General features: G+C 72.4%; 15 protein-coding genes and 3 pseudogenes. 3 read left to right on the top strand and 15 right to left on the bottom strand.

What is annotated here, in order from left to right:
• Positions 1-8: 8 nt before the first annotated feature.
• From frr to DA06_RS08570, 5 genes are all read right to left on the bottom strand, one after another.
• Positions 9-566, bottom strand: a complete 558-nt coding sequence (gene frr / locus DA06_RS08590; protein WP_043499124.1) for a ribosome recycling factor — start codon at positions 564-566, stop codon at positions 9-11.
• Positions 563-1315 (bottom strand): UMP kinase, encoded by a 753-nt coding sequence (gene pyrH, locus DA06_RS08585; RefSeq protein ID WP_043499122.1) that lies wholly within the window; start codon positions 1313-1315, stop codon positions 563-565. The genes frr and pyrH overlap by 4 nt, the downstream gene beginning before the upstream one ends.
• 112 nt (positions 1316-1427) lie before the next feature.
• Complete coding sequence (tsf, locus tag DA06_RS08580; RefSeq protein WP_043499119.1) at positions 1428-2267, bottom strand: translation elongation factor Ts; 840 nt, start codon at positions 2265-2267, stop codon at positions 1428-1430.
• A gap of 30 nt (positions 2268-2297) precedes the next feature.
• Positions 2298-3299: a 30S ribosomal protein S2 gene (gene rpsB / locus DA06_RS08575; protein WP_043499116.1), complete on the bottom strand. Its 1002-nt coding sequence runs from the start codon at positions 3297-3299 to the stop codon at positions 2298-2300.
• A 445-nt stretch (positions 3300-3744) separates the two neighbouring features.
• Positions 3745-3996: a hypothetical protein gene (locus DA06_RS08570; protein WP_418607416.1), complete on the bottom strand. Its 252-nt coding sequence runs from the start codon at positions 3994-3996 to the stop codon at positions 3745-3747.
• A gap of 374 nt (positions 3997-4370) precedes the next feature.
• On the opposite strand from DA06_RS08570, the pseudogene DA06_RS08565 reads away from it, so the two are divergent.
• Both DA06_RS08565 and DA06_RS08560 read left to right on the top strand, forming a co-directional pair.
• Positions 4371-5568: pseudogene (locus DA06_RS08565) on the top strand (LLM class flavin-dependent oxidoreductase).
• Between the two features lie 60 nt (positions 5569-5628).
• A complete protein-coding gene (locus DA06_RS08560; protein ID WP_043499105.1) occupies positions 5629-6246 on the top strand; it encodes an FMN reductase in 618 nt (205 codons plus the stop codon).
• 130 nt (positions 6247-6376) lie between these two features.
• On the opposite strand, the gene DA06_RS08555 is transcribed toward DA06_RS08560, so the two are convergent.
• The 8 genes and pseudogenes from DA06_RS08555 to DA06_RS08520 all read right to left on the bottom strand — a co-directional run.
• Positions 6377-6784 (bottom strand): Rv3235 family protein, encoded by a 408-nt coding sequence (locus DA06_RS08555; protein ID WP_052436536.1) that lies wholly within the window; start codon positions 6782-6784, stop codon positions 6377-6379.
• Positions 6785-6904: 120 nt separating this feature from the next.
• Entirely contained in the window at positions 6905-7153 is a 249-nt protein-coding gene (locus DA06_RS08550) for a LysM peptidoglycan-binding domain-containing protein (protein ID WP_052436535.1), read from the bottom strand.
• Positions 7154-7475: 322 nt separating this feature from the next.
• On the bottom strand, positions 7476-8774 hold the full coding sequence (locus DA06_RS08545) for an HD-GYP domain-containing protein (protein ID WP_418607414.1): 1299 nt from the start codon (positions 8772-8774) through the stop codon (positions 7476-7478).
• Positions 8775-8972: 198 nt separating this feature from the next.
• A complete protein-coding gene (ilvC, locus tag DA06_RS08540; RefSeq protein WP_043499098.1) occupies positions 8973-10001 on the bottom strand; it encodes a ketol-acid reductoisomerase in 1029 nt (342 codons plus the stop codon).
• A gap of 119 nt (positions 10002-10120) precedes the next feature.
• The gene (ilvN, locus tag DA06_RS08535; protein WP_043499096.1) at positions 10121-10648 is read right to left on the bottom strand and encodes an acetolactate synthase small subunit; all 528 of its coding nucleotides are present in this window, start codon (positions 10646-10648) and stop codon (positions 10121-10123) included.
• A 10-nt stretch (positions 10649-10658) separates the two neighbouring features.
• Positions 10659-12507 (bottom strand): annotated as a pseudogene (locus tag DA06_RS08530) (acetolactate synthase large subunit).
• 282 nt (positions 12508-12789) lie between these two features.
• On the bottom strand, positions 12790-12879 hold the full coding sequence (locus tag DA06_RS08525; protein WP_418607938.1) for a hypothetical protein: 90 nt from the start codon (positions 12877-12879) through the stop codon (positions 12790-12792).
• Positions 12880-12994: 115 nt separating this feature from the next.
• A pseudogene (locus tag DA06_RS08520) lies at positions 12995-13456 on the bottom strand (4a-hydroxytetrahydrobiopterin dehydratase); the annotation flags it as partial.
• Positions 13457-13712: 256 nt separating this feature from the next.
• On the opposite strand from DA06_RS08520, the gene DA06_RS08515 reads away from it, so the two are divergent.
• On the top strand, positions 13713-15284 hold the full coding sequence (locus DA06_RS08515) for an aspartate:alanine exchanger family transporter (protein WP_043499093.1): 1572 nt from the start codon (positions 13713-13715) through the stop codon (positions 15282-15284).
• A 70-nt stretch (positions 15285-15354) separates the two neighbouring features.
• Here DA06_RS08515 and DA06_RS08510 read toward each other — a convergent pair whose 3' ends face one another.
• Both DA06_RS08510 and DA06_RS08505 read right to left on the bottom strand, forming a co-directional pair.
• Positions 15355-15558 carry a DUF4177 domain-containing protein gene (locus DA06_RS08510; protein WP_043499091.1) on the bottom strand — a complete coding sequence of 68 codons (204 nt, stop codon included), beginning with the start codon at positions 15556-15558 and terminating at the stop codon, positions 15355-15357.
• A complete protein-coding gene (locus DA06_RS08505; RefSeq protein WP_418607411.1) occupies positions 15555-15914 on the bottom strand; it encodes a hypothetical protein in 360 nt (119 codons plus the stop codon). The genes DA06_RS08510 and DA06_RS08505 overlap by 4 nt, the downstream gene beginning before the upstream one ends.
• Between the last annotated feature and the right edge of the window lie 72 nt (positions 15915-15986).

The raw sequence follows: 15986 nt of genomic DNA, 5'->3' as shown, positions 1-15986 counted from the left end.
AGGGGGCCTCAGACCTCGAGGAGCTCCCGCTCCTTGCCCTCCAGCACGGCGTCGACGAGCTCGACGTGCTTCTTGGTCAGGACCTCGAGCTCCTTCTCTGCGCGGTCGACCTCGTCCTCCCCCGCCTCGCCGTCCTTCTTGATGCGGTCGAGCTCCTCCTTGGCCTTGCGGCGGACCGCGCGGATGGAGATGCGGGCGTCCTCGCCCTTGGTCTTTGCGAGCTTGACGTAGTCGCGGCGGCGCTCCTCGGTGAGGGCGGGCAGCACGACGCGGATGACGTTGCCGTCGTCGGTGGGGTTCACACCCAGGTCGGACTCGCGCAGGGCCTTGACGATGGCGCTGGAGGCGGACCGGTCGTACGGGGAGATCAGCACCGTGCGCGCCTCGGGGATCGTGAGCGACCCCAGCTGCTGCAGCGGCGTCGGCGCGCCGTAGTAGTCGACGAGAATGCTGTTGAACATGCCGGCGTTGGCGCGGCCGCTGCGGATGTGGCTGAGCTCCTCGCGGGCCACGTCCACCGCCTTGTCCATCTTCTCCTCGGCCTCGAGCAGGGCGTCGTCGATCACGGCGTCACTCCTTGGTGTTGTAGGTTCGCGGTCACGAGCGTTCCGATCTTCTCACCACGCAGGGCGCGGGTGACGTTGCCGGGCCCGCCCATGCCGAAGACGCGCATCGTCAGGTTGTTCTCCATGCAGAGGCTGAAGGCCGCGGCGTCCACGACGCGCAGGCCCTCCCGGATCGCGTCCTCGTAGGTGAGGTGGTCGAGCTTCTGCGCCGACGGGTCCGTGCGCGGGTCCGCGGTGTAGACACCGTCGACACCGTTCTTCCCCACGAGCACCTCGTCGCAGTGGGTCTCCAGCGCGCGCTGCGCGGCCACGGTGTCGGTCGAGAAGAACGGCATGCCGGCCCCGGCGCCGAACACGACCACCCGTCCCTTCTCGAGGTGGCGGATGGCGCGCAGCGGGATGTACGGCTCGGCCACCTGGCCCATGGTGATGGCGGTCTGCACGCGCGTGCGGACCCCGGCCTGCTCGAGGAAGTCCTGCAGGGCGAGGGCGTTCATGACCGTGCCCAGCATGCCCATGTAGTCCGCGCGCGAGCGGTCGATCCCTCGCTGGGAGAGCTCCGCGCCGCGGAAGAAGTTCCCGCCGCCGACGACGACGGCGACCTGGACCCCGTCGGCGACCGCGACGGCGATCTGGCGGGCGACGCCGGAGACGACGTCGGGGTCGAGCCCTACGCTCCCGCCGCCGAACACCTCTCCGGAGAGCTTCAGGAGCACCCGTCGTGGGTGCGTGGTCGCGTCCTGGGTCATGTCAACCTCCTGCGGTGACGGTACTGGCCGTGCGTGGCGCGCCGCTCGCCGGACGCGCCCCTGGTTGCACGGTGGCCCGGTCCGCAGGACGGACCGGGGCCACCGTGGTGCGTCAGTTGCCGACGCGGAAGCGGACGAAGCCGGTGATCGTGCCACCGGCCTCCTCGACGACCTTGCCGACCGTCTTCTTCGGGTCCTTGGCGAACGCCTGGTCGAGCAGGACGTTCTCCTTGAAGTACCCGTTCATCCGGCCCTCGACGATCTTGGTGAGCGCCGCCTCCGGCTTGCCCTCGTTGCGGGCGGTCTCCTCGGCGATGCGGCGCTCGTTCTCCACCGTCTCGGAGGGAACCTCGTCGCGGGTCAGGTACGCCGGGGAGTACGCGGCGATGTGCATCGCCACGTCGCGCGCCACGGCCGCACCGGCCTCGTCGGAGGCGACGAGGACGCCCACCGACGGCGGGAGGTCCTTGGCGGTGCGGTGCAGGTAGACGGAGACCTTGTCGCCGCTGACGCGGGCGACGCGCCGCACGACGATCTTCTCGCCGATGGTCGCGGCGATGCCGTCGACCTTGTCCGACACCGACGCGCCGTCGAGCTGCGCGGCCAGCAGCGTGTCGACGTCGGCCGCGCCGGAGGAGACGGCGGCCTTCAGGACGTCGTTCGCGAAGTCGATGAAGGACTGGTTCTTGGCGACGAAGTCGGTCTCGGAGTTGACCTCGACGATGACGCCGGTCTCCCCGGCGGCCTCGGCGACGACCTCGGCCGCGACCAGGCCCTCGGCCACGGTGCGGCCCTCACGCTTGGCGACGCCCTTCAGACCCTTGACGCGGATGATCTCCAGCGCCTTCTCCTGGTCGCCGTCGGACTCGTCGAGAGCCTTCTTGACGTCCAGCATGCCCGCGCCAGTCTTCTCGCGCAGAGCCTTGATGTCAGCGGCGGTGTAGTTCGCCATGGACGATCCTCTCCAGATCGGTGGTGGTGGTCAGGCCTGCTCGGACTCGGCGGCCGCGGCGTCCTGCGCGGCCACGGAGTTGTCCGCGACGTGCGTGGTGTCCGGGCCGGCGACGTCGACGCCGGGAGCCGGGGTGCCACCCTCCTCGGCCGCCTCGGCGACCTGCTGGGCGTCGTGGGTGCTGCCGGCGGTCTGCTGCGCCGCGCTGACCTCCGCGTCACCGGCGTCGGCCGCGACGACGGACGTCTTGGTGCTCTGCTGGGCCTCGTGGGCCTCGAGGAGCTCGCGCTCCCACTCGGCCAGCGGCTCCTCGGCGGTGCCGGTCTCCGCGGAGCCACCGCCGTGGCGGGTGACCAGGCCCTCGGCGGCCGCGTCGGCGATCACGCGGGTGAGCAGCGAGACGGCGCGGATGGCGTCGTCGTTGCCCGGGATGCGGTAGTCGACCTCGTCGGGGTCGCAGTTGGTGTCCAGGATGGCGACGACCGGGATGTTGAGCTTGCGGGCCTCGGCGACGGCGAGGTGCTCCTTCTTGGTGTCCACGATCCACACGGCCGAGGGGATCTTGGCCATGTCGCGGATGCCGCCGAGGGTGCGCTCGAGCTTCTCCTTCTCCCGGCGCTGCATCAGCAGCTCCTTCTTGGTGAAGGCGGAGGAGGCGACGTCGTCGAAGTCGACCTGCTCGAGCTCCTTGAGGCGCTGCAGGCGCTTGTGGACGGTGCCGAAGTTGGTCAGCATGCCGCCGAGCCAGCGCTGGTTGACGTAGGGCATGCCCACACGCTGCGCCTGCTCGGCGATGGCCTCCTGGGCCTGCTTCTTCGTGCCGACGAAGAGGATGTTCCCGCCGTGGGCGACGGTCTCCTTGACGAACTCGTAGGCCCGGTCGATGTCCTTCAGCGACTGCTGGAGGTCGATGATGTAGATGCCGTTGCGCTCCGTGAAGATGAACCGCTTCATCTTCGGGTTCCAACGGCGGGTCTGGTGCCCGAAGTGCACGCCGCTCTCGAGCAGCTGGCGCATGGTGACGACGGCCATGCCACGTCCTTTCCTGGCGCAGGCCGTGTCGGGCCTGCGCGCGTCTGGGCCGAGTCCGCCAGTCGCGCCGGCGTCCCGTGGCCCGTGTTTCCGGTTGTCGCTCGCGACCGGGTGGCCGCGGAGCCCTGGTGCCTGCGACGAGCGGGCGACCCGCTGGGCGGGACCGCTGCACCTCTCGCCTCGTCGACCTCGGTCCCGCCTGGCGGCGGGCTGGTGCGACGACGTGCGGGCACGCGATGTCAACCGACGGTGCCGGTTGCGGGGACCATGCTAGCCGATCACCGGCGGCTTCCCGTTCGGGCGGGGGTGCGGCGGTGGTCACTGTGGCTCGGCGGCGGGTCTCCACAGCTCCGCGGAGTGCCTGCTCGTCCACAGGCGGCGCGACCGTCCCCGCGCCGCAGGCGCACACCGGGCCACCGTCTCCCTCATGACTCCTGAGTCCGCGTCAGGCCCCGCCCGTGCCCCGCACACCACCTCCTCGGCCTCCGGCCGCAGGATCGGTAGGCGGGCCGGGGGCGCCGTCGTCCTCCTCGGCCTGCTCGCCGTGCTCGGACTGTCGTCCACCGCGGTGCACGCCGCCCCGGCGCCGGCGACGGCCCTCGTTCCCAGCCTGGACGGGGGCCACCGCTCCGGAGCGCCGGGCGAGCGGGTCACGCCGCCCGGCGGGGTGGGCGCCGGCCGCTCCCCCCCACGGCACCGAAGGCGGCCGCGGCGCCAGCCGCCGAGCAGGACCTGCTCGGTCTCGAGGCACCCGAGCGTCCGACGAGGCTCAGCTACTCGGCCTCGGCCCTCGACGGGAACCCGACCAGCGGTCCCGCCGCGGTCGCGGCCGAGCAGGACGGCGCCGAGCCCGCGGGCCAGAACCGCGAGGCGCGCCGGGCGGCCGCCAAGGCGGCCCGCAAGCAGAGCTGACCCGGTGACCGGAAGGCGGGGGCCGTTCCTGCGGATGCAGGACGGGCCCCCGCCGTCTGCCGTCCGTCACGTCACGGCCGAGCAGATGTGGAATAGAGACCAACGTCCCGCTGTTGGCACCGGCGTACATGCATTTGCATCGATCTCGAGGGGCTCATCATGCAGTTCGGAATCTTCACGGTCAGCGACGTCACGACCGATCCGACGACGGGGAGGACGCCGGACGACACCGAGCGGGTGCGGGCGATGCTGAAGATCGCCCAGCACGCCGACCAGGCGGGGCTCGACGTCTTCGCCACGGGGGAGCACCACAACCCTCCGTTCGTGGCGTCGTCCCCGACGACGATGCTGGGCTACCTGGCCGCGACGACGAAGAACATCGTGCTGTCGACGTCCACGACGCTGATCACGACCAACGACCCGGTGAAGATCGCCGAGGACTACGCAATGCTCCAGGTGATCTCGGACGGCCGGATGGACCTGATGATGGGCCGCGGCAACACCGGGCCGGTGTACCCGTGGTTCGGCAAGGACATCCGGCAGGGGATCAACCTCGCGATCGAGAACTACGCGCTGCTGCGACGCCTGTGGGAGGAGGAGGTCGTCAACTGGCAGGGCAAGTTCCGCACGCCGCTGCAGGGTTTCACCGCGACCCCCCGCCCGCTGGACGGCGTGCCGCCGTTCGTGTGGCACGGCTCGATCCGCTCCCCGGAGATCGCCGAGCAGGCCGCCTACTACGGTGACGGCTTCTTCCACAACAACATCTTCTGGCCGATCTCGCACACCACCCGGATGGTGAACTACTACCGGCAGCGCTTCGAGCACTACGGGCACGGTGCGGCGGACCAGGCGATCGTCGGCCTCGGTGGGCAGTTCTTCGCGCGGAAGAACTCCCAGGACGCCAAGCGTGAGTTCCGGCCGTACTTCGACAACGCCCCCCGTCTACGGTCACGGCCCCTCCATGGAGGAGTTCACGGCGGAGACGCCGCTGACGGTGGGCTCGCCGCAGGAGGTCATCGACCGCTACTCCGCGATGCGCGAGCACGTCGGCGACTACCAGCGCCAGCTGTTCCTCATCGACCACGCCGGGCTGCCGCTGAAGACGGTGCTCGAGCAGATCGACATCCTGGCTGAGGACATCGTGCCGGCGCTGCGGAGGGAGAACGAGTCCAAGCGACCGGCGCACGTGCCGTCCAGCGCGCCGAGCCACGCCGAGCGCGTCGCCGCCGCCCGGGAGAAGGGCCGGGCCGCAGGCGGTCACGTCCCCGGCGAGGACAGGTGGACCGGCAGCACCGCGGAGGACGACGCGACCGCCGCCGACGCCACCGGAGCGAAGGGTGCGGCGTTCGGGGCCTGAGGCGGAGCCCGACATGCACGCTACGGACGTCGGCGCGAGCCGAGGAACTGAGGAGAACACATGAGTGAACGCACCGTCGTGGCGGTCTCGGCGGGACTGGGGCAGCCCTCGTCGACCCGGCTGCTCGCCGATCGCCTGTCCGAGGCGGCAGTCGCCGAGCTCCGGGCGAGAGGTGTCGGCGCCACGGTCGTCAACGTCGAGCTCCGCGACGTGGCCCACGAGATCGTCAACGCCATGCTGACCGGATTCCCCACCGGTGCGCTGCGGGAGGTGCTGGAGAAGGTGACCGGCGCGGACGGCCTCGTGCTCGTGACGCCGCTGTTCACCACGACCTACTCGGGCCTGTTCAAGTCCTTCGTGGACGTCCTGGACAAGGACTCCCTGACGGACATGCCCGTCCTGCTCGGTGCGACGGGCGGCACGCCGCGTCACTCCCTGGCGCTGGAGTACTCGATGCGGCCGCTGCTGACGTACCTGCGCGCCGACGTCGTGACGACGTCGGTGTTCGCGGCCACGGACGACTGGGCCGGCGAGGCCGACACCGTCAACCCGCTGCCGTCGCGCATCCGCCGCGCGGGCCGCGAGCTCGCCGAGAAGGTCGCCGCGCGGGAGAACGCCGGACCGGCGGACCTGTACGAGGACGTCCCCACGTTCGACCAGATGTTCAGGGGGCTCTGAGCTGGGCGAGGCTCCGCTGCCGACCGGGTGCTGACCGGTCCGGGCGCCAGCATGCTGCGGTTCGCCGCGGGCCACATCTCTCCCGGAGGTATGGCCCGTGGCGTGCCCGGCGCCTGCCGGAGCCGACGGGTCAGCCGATCTCCAGGGCGGTGGCGCGCCAGCGGCCCCGATGGACCTCGAGCCGGACCGCCGCCGCACGCAGGTGGTTCCCGTCGTGCACGACGACGGAGGCCTCGACCACTCCCGGCACGACCCGGCAGACGTGCACCCGCCTCACCGTCGCACGGCGGGCGACGGCGGGACGGCCGAGGATCCGCACGGCTAGGCAGGCGCGACGCGCCAGCGAGTCGTAGAGCTCGGCCGACAGCCAGCGGGCGAGCTGAGCCGTGGGCCGGATCCCGCACAGCGCCTCGACAGCCGACCGCACCAGGGCACCCGCCCACTGCTCGGGGTCCGGAAGCGTCTCGTCGTCGACCTCGGTGTCGAGGCTCTCGTGGTCGCCGGCTCTGGGCTTCGTCGCCGGCCCCGCGAACCGCACACGGTCCCACGGGCTCGTGAGTGACGTGCGGGGGCACGGTGGTGGTTCCGGGCCCCGGGGCCCGTCCGGCGCCGGCACGAGCTTTGCCCGGAACGGTGGGCCGGGGCAGTGTGGTGACGCTCATGATGCCTCCTCGTCGGGAACCTGCAGCAGCTGGCCGGGATGGATGAGATGGGGGTCCGGCCCCAGGTCGGCGCGGTTCGCGGCGTGCCACGCCGGCCAGGCCCGCGAGACGTCCGCGCCCGTCGCGGCCGGGCCGAGGTGTGCCTCCGCGATCGTCCACAGGGAGTCCCCGGGCCGTACGAGGTAGGTCGACCGAGCCGTGTCCGGGGCGGGAGCCGCGGCGGTCGAGGTGGCCGCCTTCTTCATCGCCGTCGCGGCCGTCCGTGCCGGTGCCTGTGCCGGCGCCGTAGCGGTCGTCGTCGCCGTCGTGGCCTCGCCGGTGGTCGCGGTCCCCGGCGCGATCGCGGCTGCTCCGGGGGAACGACCTGAGGTTGGGTTACCGGGGGGTTCGCCGGTCGTACCGATCGCCGGCCCCGCCGGGAACTCGTCCGTCGCGGCCGCTGTGGAGGTCTGGCCGACCCCGGACCGTGCGGCGGTCCCACCGGTGCTCCCGGGGATCGTCGGCGCGGCGGTGGGGGAGCGGTCCGAGCCGTGGCCGGCCGCGGCCCTCGCCGCCGGCGCGATCGCCTCACCGACTCGCGCGCCTACCGGTGGCTCGACAGCGACGGTGCTCGCTCCCCAGCCGGAGGTCGCGGCGGTACGGCATCCTCCACGGGGGGTGCGCGGAGTCCGGCCGGATCCCGCTCGCACCGGGCTCCTCGACGAGCAGGCGGTAGGCGTCCGCCGCGGCGAGGATCCGGCTCTCGACCGTCAGGTCGGGCGCACGGAGCCCCCGGTGGTAGCCGCTGCCGTCGCAGCGCTCGTGGTGCCCGCCCGCGATCGCCGCGACGTCCGCGAGCTCGGGCGTCCGCGCCAGGATCCGCTCGGTGTAGTACGGGTGGAGGCGGGCCTGGTCGCGCTCGGTGCGTGTGAGCGGGCCCGTCTTCTCCCAGATGCGGGTGGGTACTCCGATGCGGCCGACGTCGTGGAGGTGGCCGGCGAGCCGCAGACGCCCGGGGTCGGCGGGCCGCAGCCGCGCGGCGGCGTCCGCCGCGAGCCCGGCCACCGCGGCGGAATGGCCGTGGAGTCGTGGGCTCTTGAGATCGACGAGGTCGCCGAAGGTGCGGGCGACCTCGTGCAGCTGGCCGTCGCCGACGAGACGGACCGGGTCCGGCTCCAGGTCCAGCACCACGTCGAGAGGGTCCGGCGTCGCGCCGAGCACGCCGTCGATCAGTTCCGGGGTGCAGGCCTCGACGAGACGCGGATCGAGCTGGGTCCCAGCACGACGGCGCAGCTCGGCGTGGGCGGCGGCCGCGTCAGCCCCAAGTGCGACCAGGACCGCCGTCCCCGCGACGTGCGCGATCCGCGTCGCGAGCGGGATGCCCTCCCCGCCGACCGTGGGATACCCCTTGCCGTTCCAGGCGGCGGTGACGTGCGCGAGAGCACGTTCGACGTCCTCGCCGAGGCCGAGCCGGCGGGCGGCGTCGCTGGCGACCTCGCACGTCGCCCGCGGTGGTCCCGGGTCACCCGCGGCGCGCAGGGCCGCCACCAGGGTCCGCACCCTCCCACGGCCCGACGCGGCGGCCACACCCGGCACGAAGGCGCGCAGCAGGTCCGACGACCTGGTCGGGTCCGCGGCGAAGCTGTGGCGGACCACCGAGATGTCGTCGCCGAAGACTCGCGTCGCCTCGTGCGACGCGGCGGTGCAGCCCAGGTGCTCCAGCAGCGAGACGTGCAGGGCCGTCCGGACCTCCTGGTCCGCGCAGCCGACCGCGCCGGCCAGCCGGGCCGCCAGCACGCAGCGGAGCAGGGACTCGTCCAGCGGTGCGCCGGTCCCCAGGTCCATCGCGCCGGAGAGTCCGCCGAGGATCGCCAGCAGGCGGATCACCCGGTCACGATGACAGCGTCGGGGCTTGCGCCGCAACGGCCCCGGGGAGGGCATCGGAAATGCCACGACGTGAGGACCGAGGGTCCTCACGTCGTGCAGGGAGTCAGCGACCGACGTGGCCCGGCACGTCAGCCCGACGTTACGTGTCCCGTCGGCCCGAGTGACGTGGCCCGTCAGCGACCGACGTGACGTGGCCCGTCAGCGGCCGACCTGGCCCTCGACGTAGTCGGCGTCGCGGGTCTCGGTCCAGGCGAACAGCTTGCGCAGCTCGCGGCCGGTGGCCTCGATGGGGTGGTTCTCGCCCCTGGAGCGCAGCTCCTTGAACTCCGGACCGCCGGCGTCCTGGTCGTTGATGAAGCGCTCGGCGAAGGCGCCGGACCGGACGTCGTCGAGCACCTTCTTCATGTTCTCCTTCACGTCGGGCGTGATGACGCGCGGGCCGGAGACGTAGTCGCCGTACTCGGCGGTGTCCGAGACGGACCAGCGCTGCTTGGAGATGCCGCCCTCCCAGATGAGGTCGACGATCAGCTTCATCTCGTGCAGCACCTCGAAGTACGCGATCTCCGGCTGGTAGCCGGCCTCGGTCAGCACCTCGAAGCCGTTCTGGATGAGCGCCGAGACGCCGCCGCACAGGACGGCCTGCTCGCCGAAGAGGTCGGTCTCGGTCTCCTCGGTGAACGTGGTCTTGATCCCGGCGGCGCGCAGGCCGCCGATCGCCTTGGCGTAGCTGAGCGCGACGTCCCAGGCGTTGCCGGAGGCGTCCTGCTCGACGGCGACGATCACCGGCACGCCGCGGCCGGCCTCGTACTCGCGGCGGACCGTGTGGCCCGGCCCCTTGGGGGCGACCATGGCGACGTCGTGCCCGGCGGAGGGCTTGATGTACCCGAAGCGGATGTTGAAGCCGTGCGCGAAGAAGATCGCGGCGTCGTCCTTGAGGTTGGGCTCGATCTCCTCGGCGTACAGGCGGCGCTGGACCTGGTCTGGGGCGAGGATCATGACGACGTCGGCCGACCGGACGGCGTCCGCGACGGTGGCCACGTTCAGGCCCTGCTCCTCCGCCTTGGCGCGCGAGGAGGACCCCTCACGCAGGCCCACGACGACGTCGACGCCGGAGTCGCGCAGGTTCAGCGCGTGCGCGTGCCCCTGGCTTCCGTAGCCGATGATGGCGACCTTCTTGGACTGGATGACGGACAGGTCGGCGTCGTCGTCGTAGAAAAGCTCGGCCACGGTGGTTCTCCTTTGTGTCTGGACTTGCTGTCGTGCGTCGGGGCTGCGGGTCCGGCGGGCCCGCGGACGTTGCGCCGGGTCGGGGGCGCTGCCGGACCTGCCGGCGGCGCCCGTCTGGGTCAGGCTGGCCGTACGGAGCGCTCGATCGCCCGGTCGGTCATCGAGCGCGAGCCGCGCGCGATGGCGACGGCGCCGGACTGGACGATCTCGCGAACGCCGTGCGGCTCGAGGGCGGTCAGCAGGGCACGGATCTTGTTCTCCGACCCGGTCGCCTCGATGGTCACCGCGTCCGGGGCGACGTCGACGACGTGCGCGCGGAAGAGCTCGACGACCTGGAGGACCGCCGTGCGGGAGGCGTCGTCCGCCCGGACCTTGACGAGCAGCAGCTCACGCTGGACGGAGGTGTCGGGCTCGAGCTCGACGATCTTGATGACGTTGACGAGCTTGTTGAGCTGCTTGGTCACCTGCTCCAGGGGCAGCTCGGCAGCGTCGACGACCACCGTGATCCGGGAGATCTCCGGGTGCTCCGTGGGCCCCACCGCCAGGGAGTGGATGTTGAAGGCCCGCCGGGCGAAGAGGGCGGCCACGCGCGTGAGGACGCCGGGCTTGTTCTCCACCAGCACGGACAGGGTGTGCCTGGTGCTCATCTGCTGCTCCTCACTCGTCGCGGTCCCACGCCGGGGTGATGCCGCGTGCGTACTGGATGTCGTCGTTGCTCACGCCCGCCGCCACCATGGGCCAGACCATCGCGTCGCGGCTGACCACGAAGTCGACGACGACGGGCTGGTCGTCGATCTCCATGGCCCGCTTGATGGTGGCGTCGACGTCGGCGGTCGACGTGCACCGCAGCCCCACGCAGCCGTAGGCCTCGGCGAGCTTGACGAAGTCCGGGATGTGCTTGGTCTCGTGGCCGGTGTGCAGGTCGGTGTGGGAGTAGCGGCCCTCGTAGAAGAGGGTCTGCCACTGCCGGACCATGCCGAGGGAGGAGTTGTTGATCAGGGCCACCTTCACCGGGATCTCCTCCAGGGCGCACGTGGCGAGCTCCTGGTTGGTCATCTGGAAGCAGCCGTCGCCGTCGATGGCCCACACGGTGGCGTCCGGCCTGCCGACCTTGGCGCCCATGGCGGCCGGGACCGCGTACCCCATGGTGCCCAGTCCGCCCGAGTTCAGCCACGTGCGCGGGTGCTCGTAGCTGATGAACTGCGCGGCCCACATCTGGTGCTGGCCCACACCGGAGACGTAGATGCTCTCCGGTCCCGAGATCTCCCCCAGCCGGGAGATGACGTGCTGCGGCGCCATGAGCCCGTCCTCGGTGGGCGCCCAGCCGAGCGGGTAGGTGTGGCGCAGTTCGTCGAGCTGCTTCCACCAGTTCTCCAGGTCCGGCCGTCCGTGCTGGGCGTGGGCGGCCCTGAGCTCGACCGTCAGGTCGGCGACGACCTCCTTCAGGTCGCCCACGATCGGCACGTCCGCGGTGCGGTTCTTCGAGATCTCCGCGGGATCGATGTCCGCGTGGACGATCGTCGCCCTGGGCGCGAAGCTGTCGAGCTGCCCTGTGACGCGGTCGTCGAAGCGGGCGCCGAGCGCGACGATGAGGTCGGCCTTCTGCAGTGCTGCCACCGCGGGCACCGTGCCGTGCATGCCGGGCATGCCCAGGTTCTGCGGGTGGGAGTCGGGCACGACACCGCGGGCCATGAGCGTGGTGACGACGGCGGCGCCCGAGAGGTTCACCAGGTCCGCCAGCTCGCGGGCCGCGTCCGCGCGGATCGCACCACCGCCGACGTACAGGACGGGCCGGCGCGCCGTGGCGAGCAGGCGGGCGGCCTCCCGCACCTGGCGGGCGTGCGGCTTGGTCACCGGGTGGTACCCGGGCAGGTCCATCTGCGGCGGCCAGACGAACTCGGAGGTCGCCTGCTGGGCGGACTTGGCGATGTCCACGAGCACCGGGCCGGGCCGGCCGGTGGAGGCGATGTGGAAGGCCTCGGCGATCCGGGCCGGGATCTCCGCGGGGTCGGTGACGAGGAAGGAGTGCTTCGTCAGCGGCATGGTGGCGCCGACGATGTCCGCCTCCTGGAAGGCGTCGGTGCCGATCATCGACGCACCGACCTGACCGGTGATGGCGACGAGGGGGACCGAGTCCATGTGCGCGTCGGCCAGCGGGGTGATGAGGTTCGTCGCGCCGGGGCCCGAGGTGGCCATGCACACGCCCACCCGCCCGGTGGCGGCGGCGTACCCGGTGGCGGCGTGGCCGGCGCCCTGCTCGTGCCGGACCAGGATGTGGCGCAGCCTCGTGGAGTCGTAGAGGGGGTCGTAGGTAGGAAGGATCGCCCCGCCCGGCATGCCGAAGATCGTGTCGACGCCCTGCTCCTCCAGGGCGCGGACGATGTTGCGGGCGCCCGAGGACGGCTCCGTGATCTTCGCGCGGGGGGGCTACCGCGGGCGCCACCCGGACGGGAGAGGCCGCCGGTGCGGCGGGGCGAGGTGGCGCCGGGTGCGGTGCCTTGGCCATCGTGTGCCTCCTGGGGTCGGGCGGTGGTGCGGACGTGGTGCGGTGCCGGGCATGAAAAACCCCTCGTCCCGGCAGGGAGGTCGAGGGGTGCGCGCAGCGTTTCCCGGCTCAGCGGGCTGCTGCGCGCGAGGTAAGTACTACGGTCCGGAACTGCATGGTCCTCACCATAGACCCGAGGTGCGGCACGCGTCACCTCCGGACCTAGGCGTCTCACAATGTGGAGAATGGATCCGCACTGTGGACCGCGCCGACCTCACCGCCCGTCCTCGGCCGACGACGTTCTCAGTCCCGTCCCTGCCACGTGCAGACGCACGCCTCGTTGCCCTCGGCGTCGGCGAGCACCCACCACGCCGGTGCGTAGACGTCCGTCACGAGGTGCCCCCCCGGCCGACAGGGCCGCTCGCACGCGGGCCTCGGCCTCGTCGTGCGGCACGTGCACGTCGACGTGGAGGCGGCCACGCCCGGGCCGGGGCGCGTCCATCTGCTGGAACCACACGCCCGGTGCGCGGGCGTCCGGGTCCTCGAGATCGACCGAGGCGGCCTCGTCGCCGTCCGCGCCGAGCTTCGTCCGGTAGCCGAGGACCGCCTTCCAGAACGGCATCACGGCCGGGATGTCGAGCGCGTCGACGGCGATCTCCACCGCCCGCGGCCGGCCTGGCTCGGCCGGCATGCCGAGCTGGGCCGCCGCCTCGCTGATGCGGGCGGCGAGGGCGACGTCGCGCTCGGTGAGCCCGTGGGCCGCGTGCGTGGTGAGGGTGACGTGCACGCGGTAGTAGCGCAGATCCACGTCGGGGTGGTGGTCCATCTCCTCGGCCACCTCGCCGATACGCCGGACGAGGTCGATGCCGCGCGCCATCGACCCGGAACGGAACGTGCCGTGGAGCCGGCCGGCCAGCACCCGCCAGTCCTCCAGGCCCACGCGCGACTGGACGTCGTCGTCCCTGAGCATCTTCACGTGTCCAGCCTGGCACGCAGCCGTGGGGCCGTCGAGAGGGTGCGGGGACACGCGGCGAGGAGTTCCGCACCGCCCCCTCACGACGTCCGGCCACGTCAGGACCGAGCTCGTCGGAGCAGCGCGGTGACGCGGCCGACACCGCGCCAGTGACCTCCGGACCGGCCGGGCAGGACGAACCACCCGATACCGTCGGACCGAACCCGGCACACGGTGCCGTGCAGACCGCACACCATGCCCGAGGGACTTCGCCATGCTCGAGACGCTCGCCGAACAACCGCTCGTCCTGCTCTTCCTCGTCGTCGGCGTGGGAGCACTGGTCGGCCGCTTCAGCGTGCGGGGAGTCTCGCTCGGCGCCGCGGCGGTGCTGTTCACCGCCATCGGTCTCGCCGCCTGGGGCGCTAGCAACGGTGTCGCCCTGACCATCCCCGCGGTCGTCGGGCAACTCGGGCTGGCCCTCTTCGCCTTCGTCACCGGCATCTCCTCCGGACCGAACTTCTTCCACGCGGTGCGCACCGCCTGGCCGCTGATGCTCGCCGTCGCCCTGATCCTGGTGGCCGGGGCAGGGACGGCCGCCGGGCTCGGTACCGTCCTGGGACTCGGACGAGAGACCGTGGCGGGCACCTTCGCAGGCGCCCTGACCAACACGCCGGCCCTGGCGGCCGCCGGTGGCACCCCGGAGGCGACGGTCGGGTACTCCGTCGCCTACCTCTTCGGCGTGCTCGGCATGCTCGTCGTCTGTTCGCTCGCGCTGCGCCGGCGCGGGCAGGACACGGACGCCCCCTCCCCCGTCGTGGACCGCACCGTGCGGGTGGACCGCGACGACCGCCCGACGGTGGCGGACATCCAGCACAGCCACGGTGACGAGCTGCGCTTCTCCCGCATCCGGCACACCGAGGAGGGACCGGCCGAGCCGGTCACCGGCGACGACGTCCTCGCGCGTGGTGACGTCGTCACGGTGGTCGGGCCGGAGCCGGTGGTCGCGGCCGCCGTCGCCGAGCTCGGGCACCTCTCCTCCCACGACCTCGTCGCCGACCGCAGCCGCCTCGACAACCGGCGGATCACGATCTCGACCCTGGCGCACGCCGGGCGCACGGTCGCGCAGCTCGGCCTGGAGGAGCGGTTCCAGGCGACCGTGGTGCGGGTCCGGCGCGGGGACGTCGACCAGGTCGCCGTCCCCGGACTAGCGCTCCAGCTGGGCGACCGCGTCCGGGTCGTCGCGCCGCGGGACCGGATCGCGGAGGTGACGGCATATCTGGGCGACTCGGCCCGTGGGCTGTCGGACATCAATCCCGCGGCTCTGGGTCTCGGCCTCGTCGTCGGCCTGCTGCTCGGCGAGCTCCCGGTCCCGGTGCCCGGTGGCGGTTCCTTCACGATCGGCGCGGCCGCTGGCACGCTGCTGGTCGGCCTGGTCCTGGGCCGGGTCGGTCGGGTGGGGCCGGTCGTGACCTCGCTCCCGCAGACGGCGACCGCGGTGCTCTCGGAGCTCGGGCTGCTCGTCTTCCTCGCCTACGCGGGCGCGAACGCCGGCGGCCAGATTCTCGGCGCCTTCGCCTCCGGCGACGTCGTCACGATCCTGCTGCTCGGCGCGGCCGTCACCGTGGTGGTCGGGGCCGGTCTGTTCGTCGCTATGCGGTGGGGCTTCCGCACCGGCGGGACCCGCCTCTCCGGAATCGTCGCCGGGGCGCAGACCCAGCCCGCGCTGCTCGCCTTCGCCAACGGCCGCACCGGTCACGACCCCCGGGTCGCACTGGGGTACGCCCTCGTCTACCCGACGGCGATGGTCGTCAAGATCCTGCTGGCCCAGGTGCTCGGCGGGGCGTGAGGCGGCCCCTGCGCCGCCGCACCCGGGCGGTCATGCGCCCCCTGTGCGCGTGACCGCCCGAGCACGCCTCTCAGCCCGCCGGCCGCTCGAAGGTCACGAGGAGCCCCTCCACCGAACCCGGGCCCACACGGCCCTTGACGTCGGTGGACGTGATGGCCTTGAGCTGCCAGCCCTGGCGCGCGTGGTCGTTGAGCACGCTCTCGAGCTTGTCGGCCGAGACCTTGCCGCCGATCATGCCCTCGCGAAGCTGGACGACCTTGTACACGTAGCTCATGCGTGCTCCTTCCGCCGCTCTCCCCAGGTGGAACGAACGGCGGGTCCGGAGGTTCCCGCCCTCGCCAGCACGACGGGCCGGGCACCAGGGGGCACGCCGTCGAGGTCCCACACGGTCGGGGTTCCCGGCAGGGCGTCCGGCGCGTCGCTCGCCGCGACGACGACACCCGGGTACTGCTGCCAGAGCCGGTCGACGACCTCGCGCCCGCCCTCGCCGAGCCTGGTGTCCACGCGGTCCAGGACCACCAGCGGCGGTTCGCCGTGGACGGCGCGGGCCACCAGCAGGCGCATGCGCTCGCTCGCGGTCAGCGGCTCGCCGCCGCGCCGCAGCACGGTCCGGTCGCCCCGTTCGAGCACGGCCACCCTGGCCGTCAGCCCGACCGCCGGCGGCGACGCGGGCCAGCAGCACCGGCGGCGGCCGCGGCGGCA

The organism is Georgenia sp. SUBG003, assembly GCF_000715355.2.
Taxonomy (GTDB): Bacteria; Actinomycetota; Actinomycetes; order Actinomycetales; family Actinomycetaceae; genus Georgenia.
Note: the sequence above shows the minus strand (reverse complement) of the source record. Positions and strands in the feature narration are given on the sequence as shown.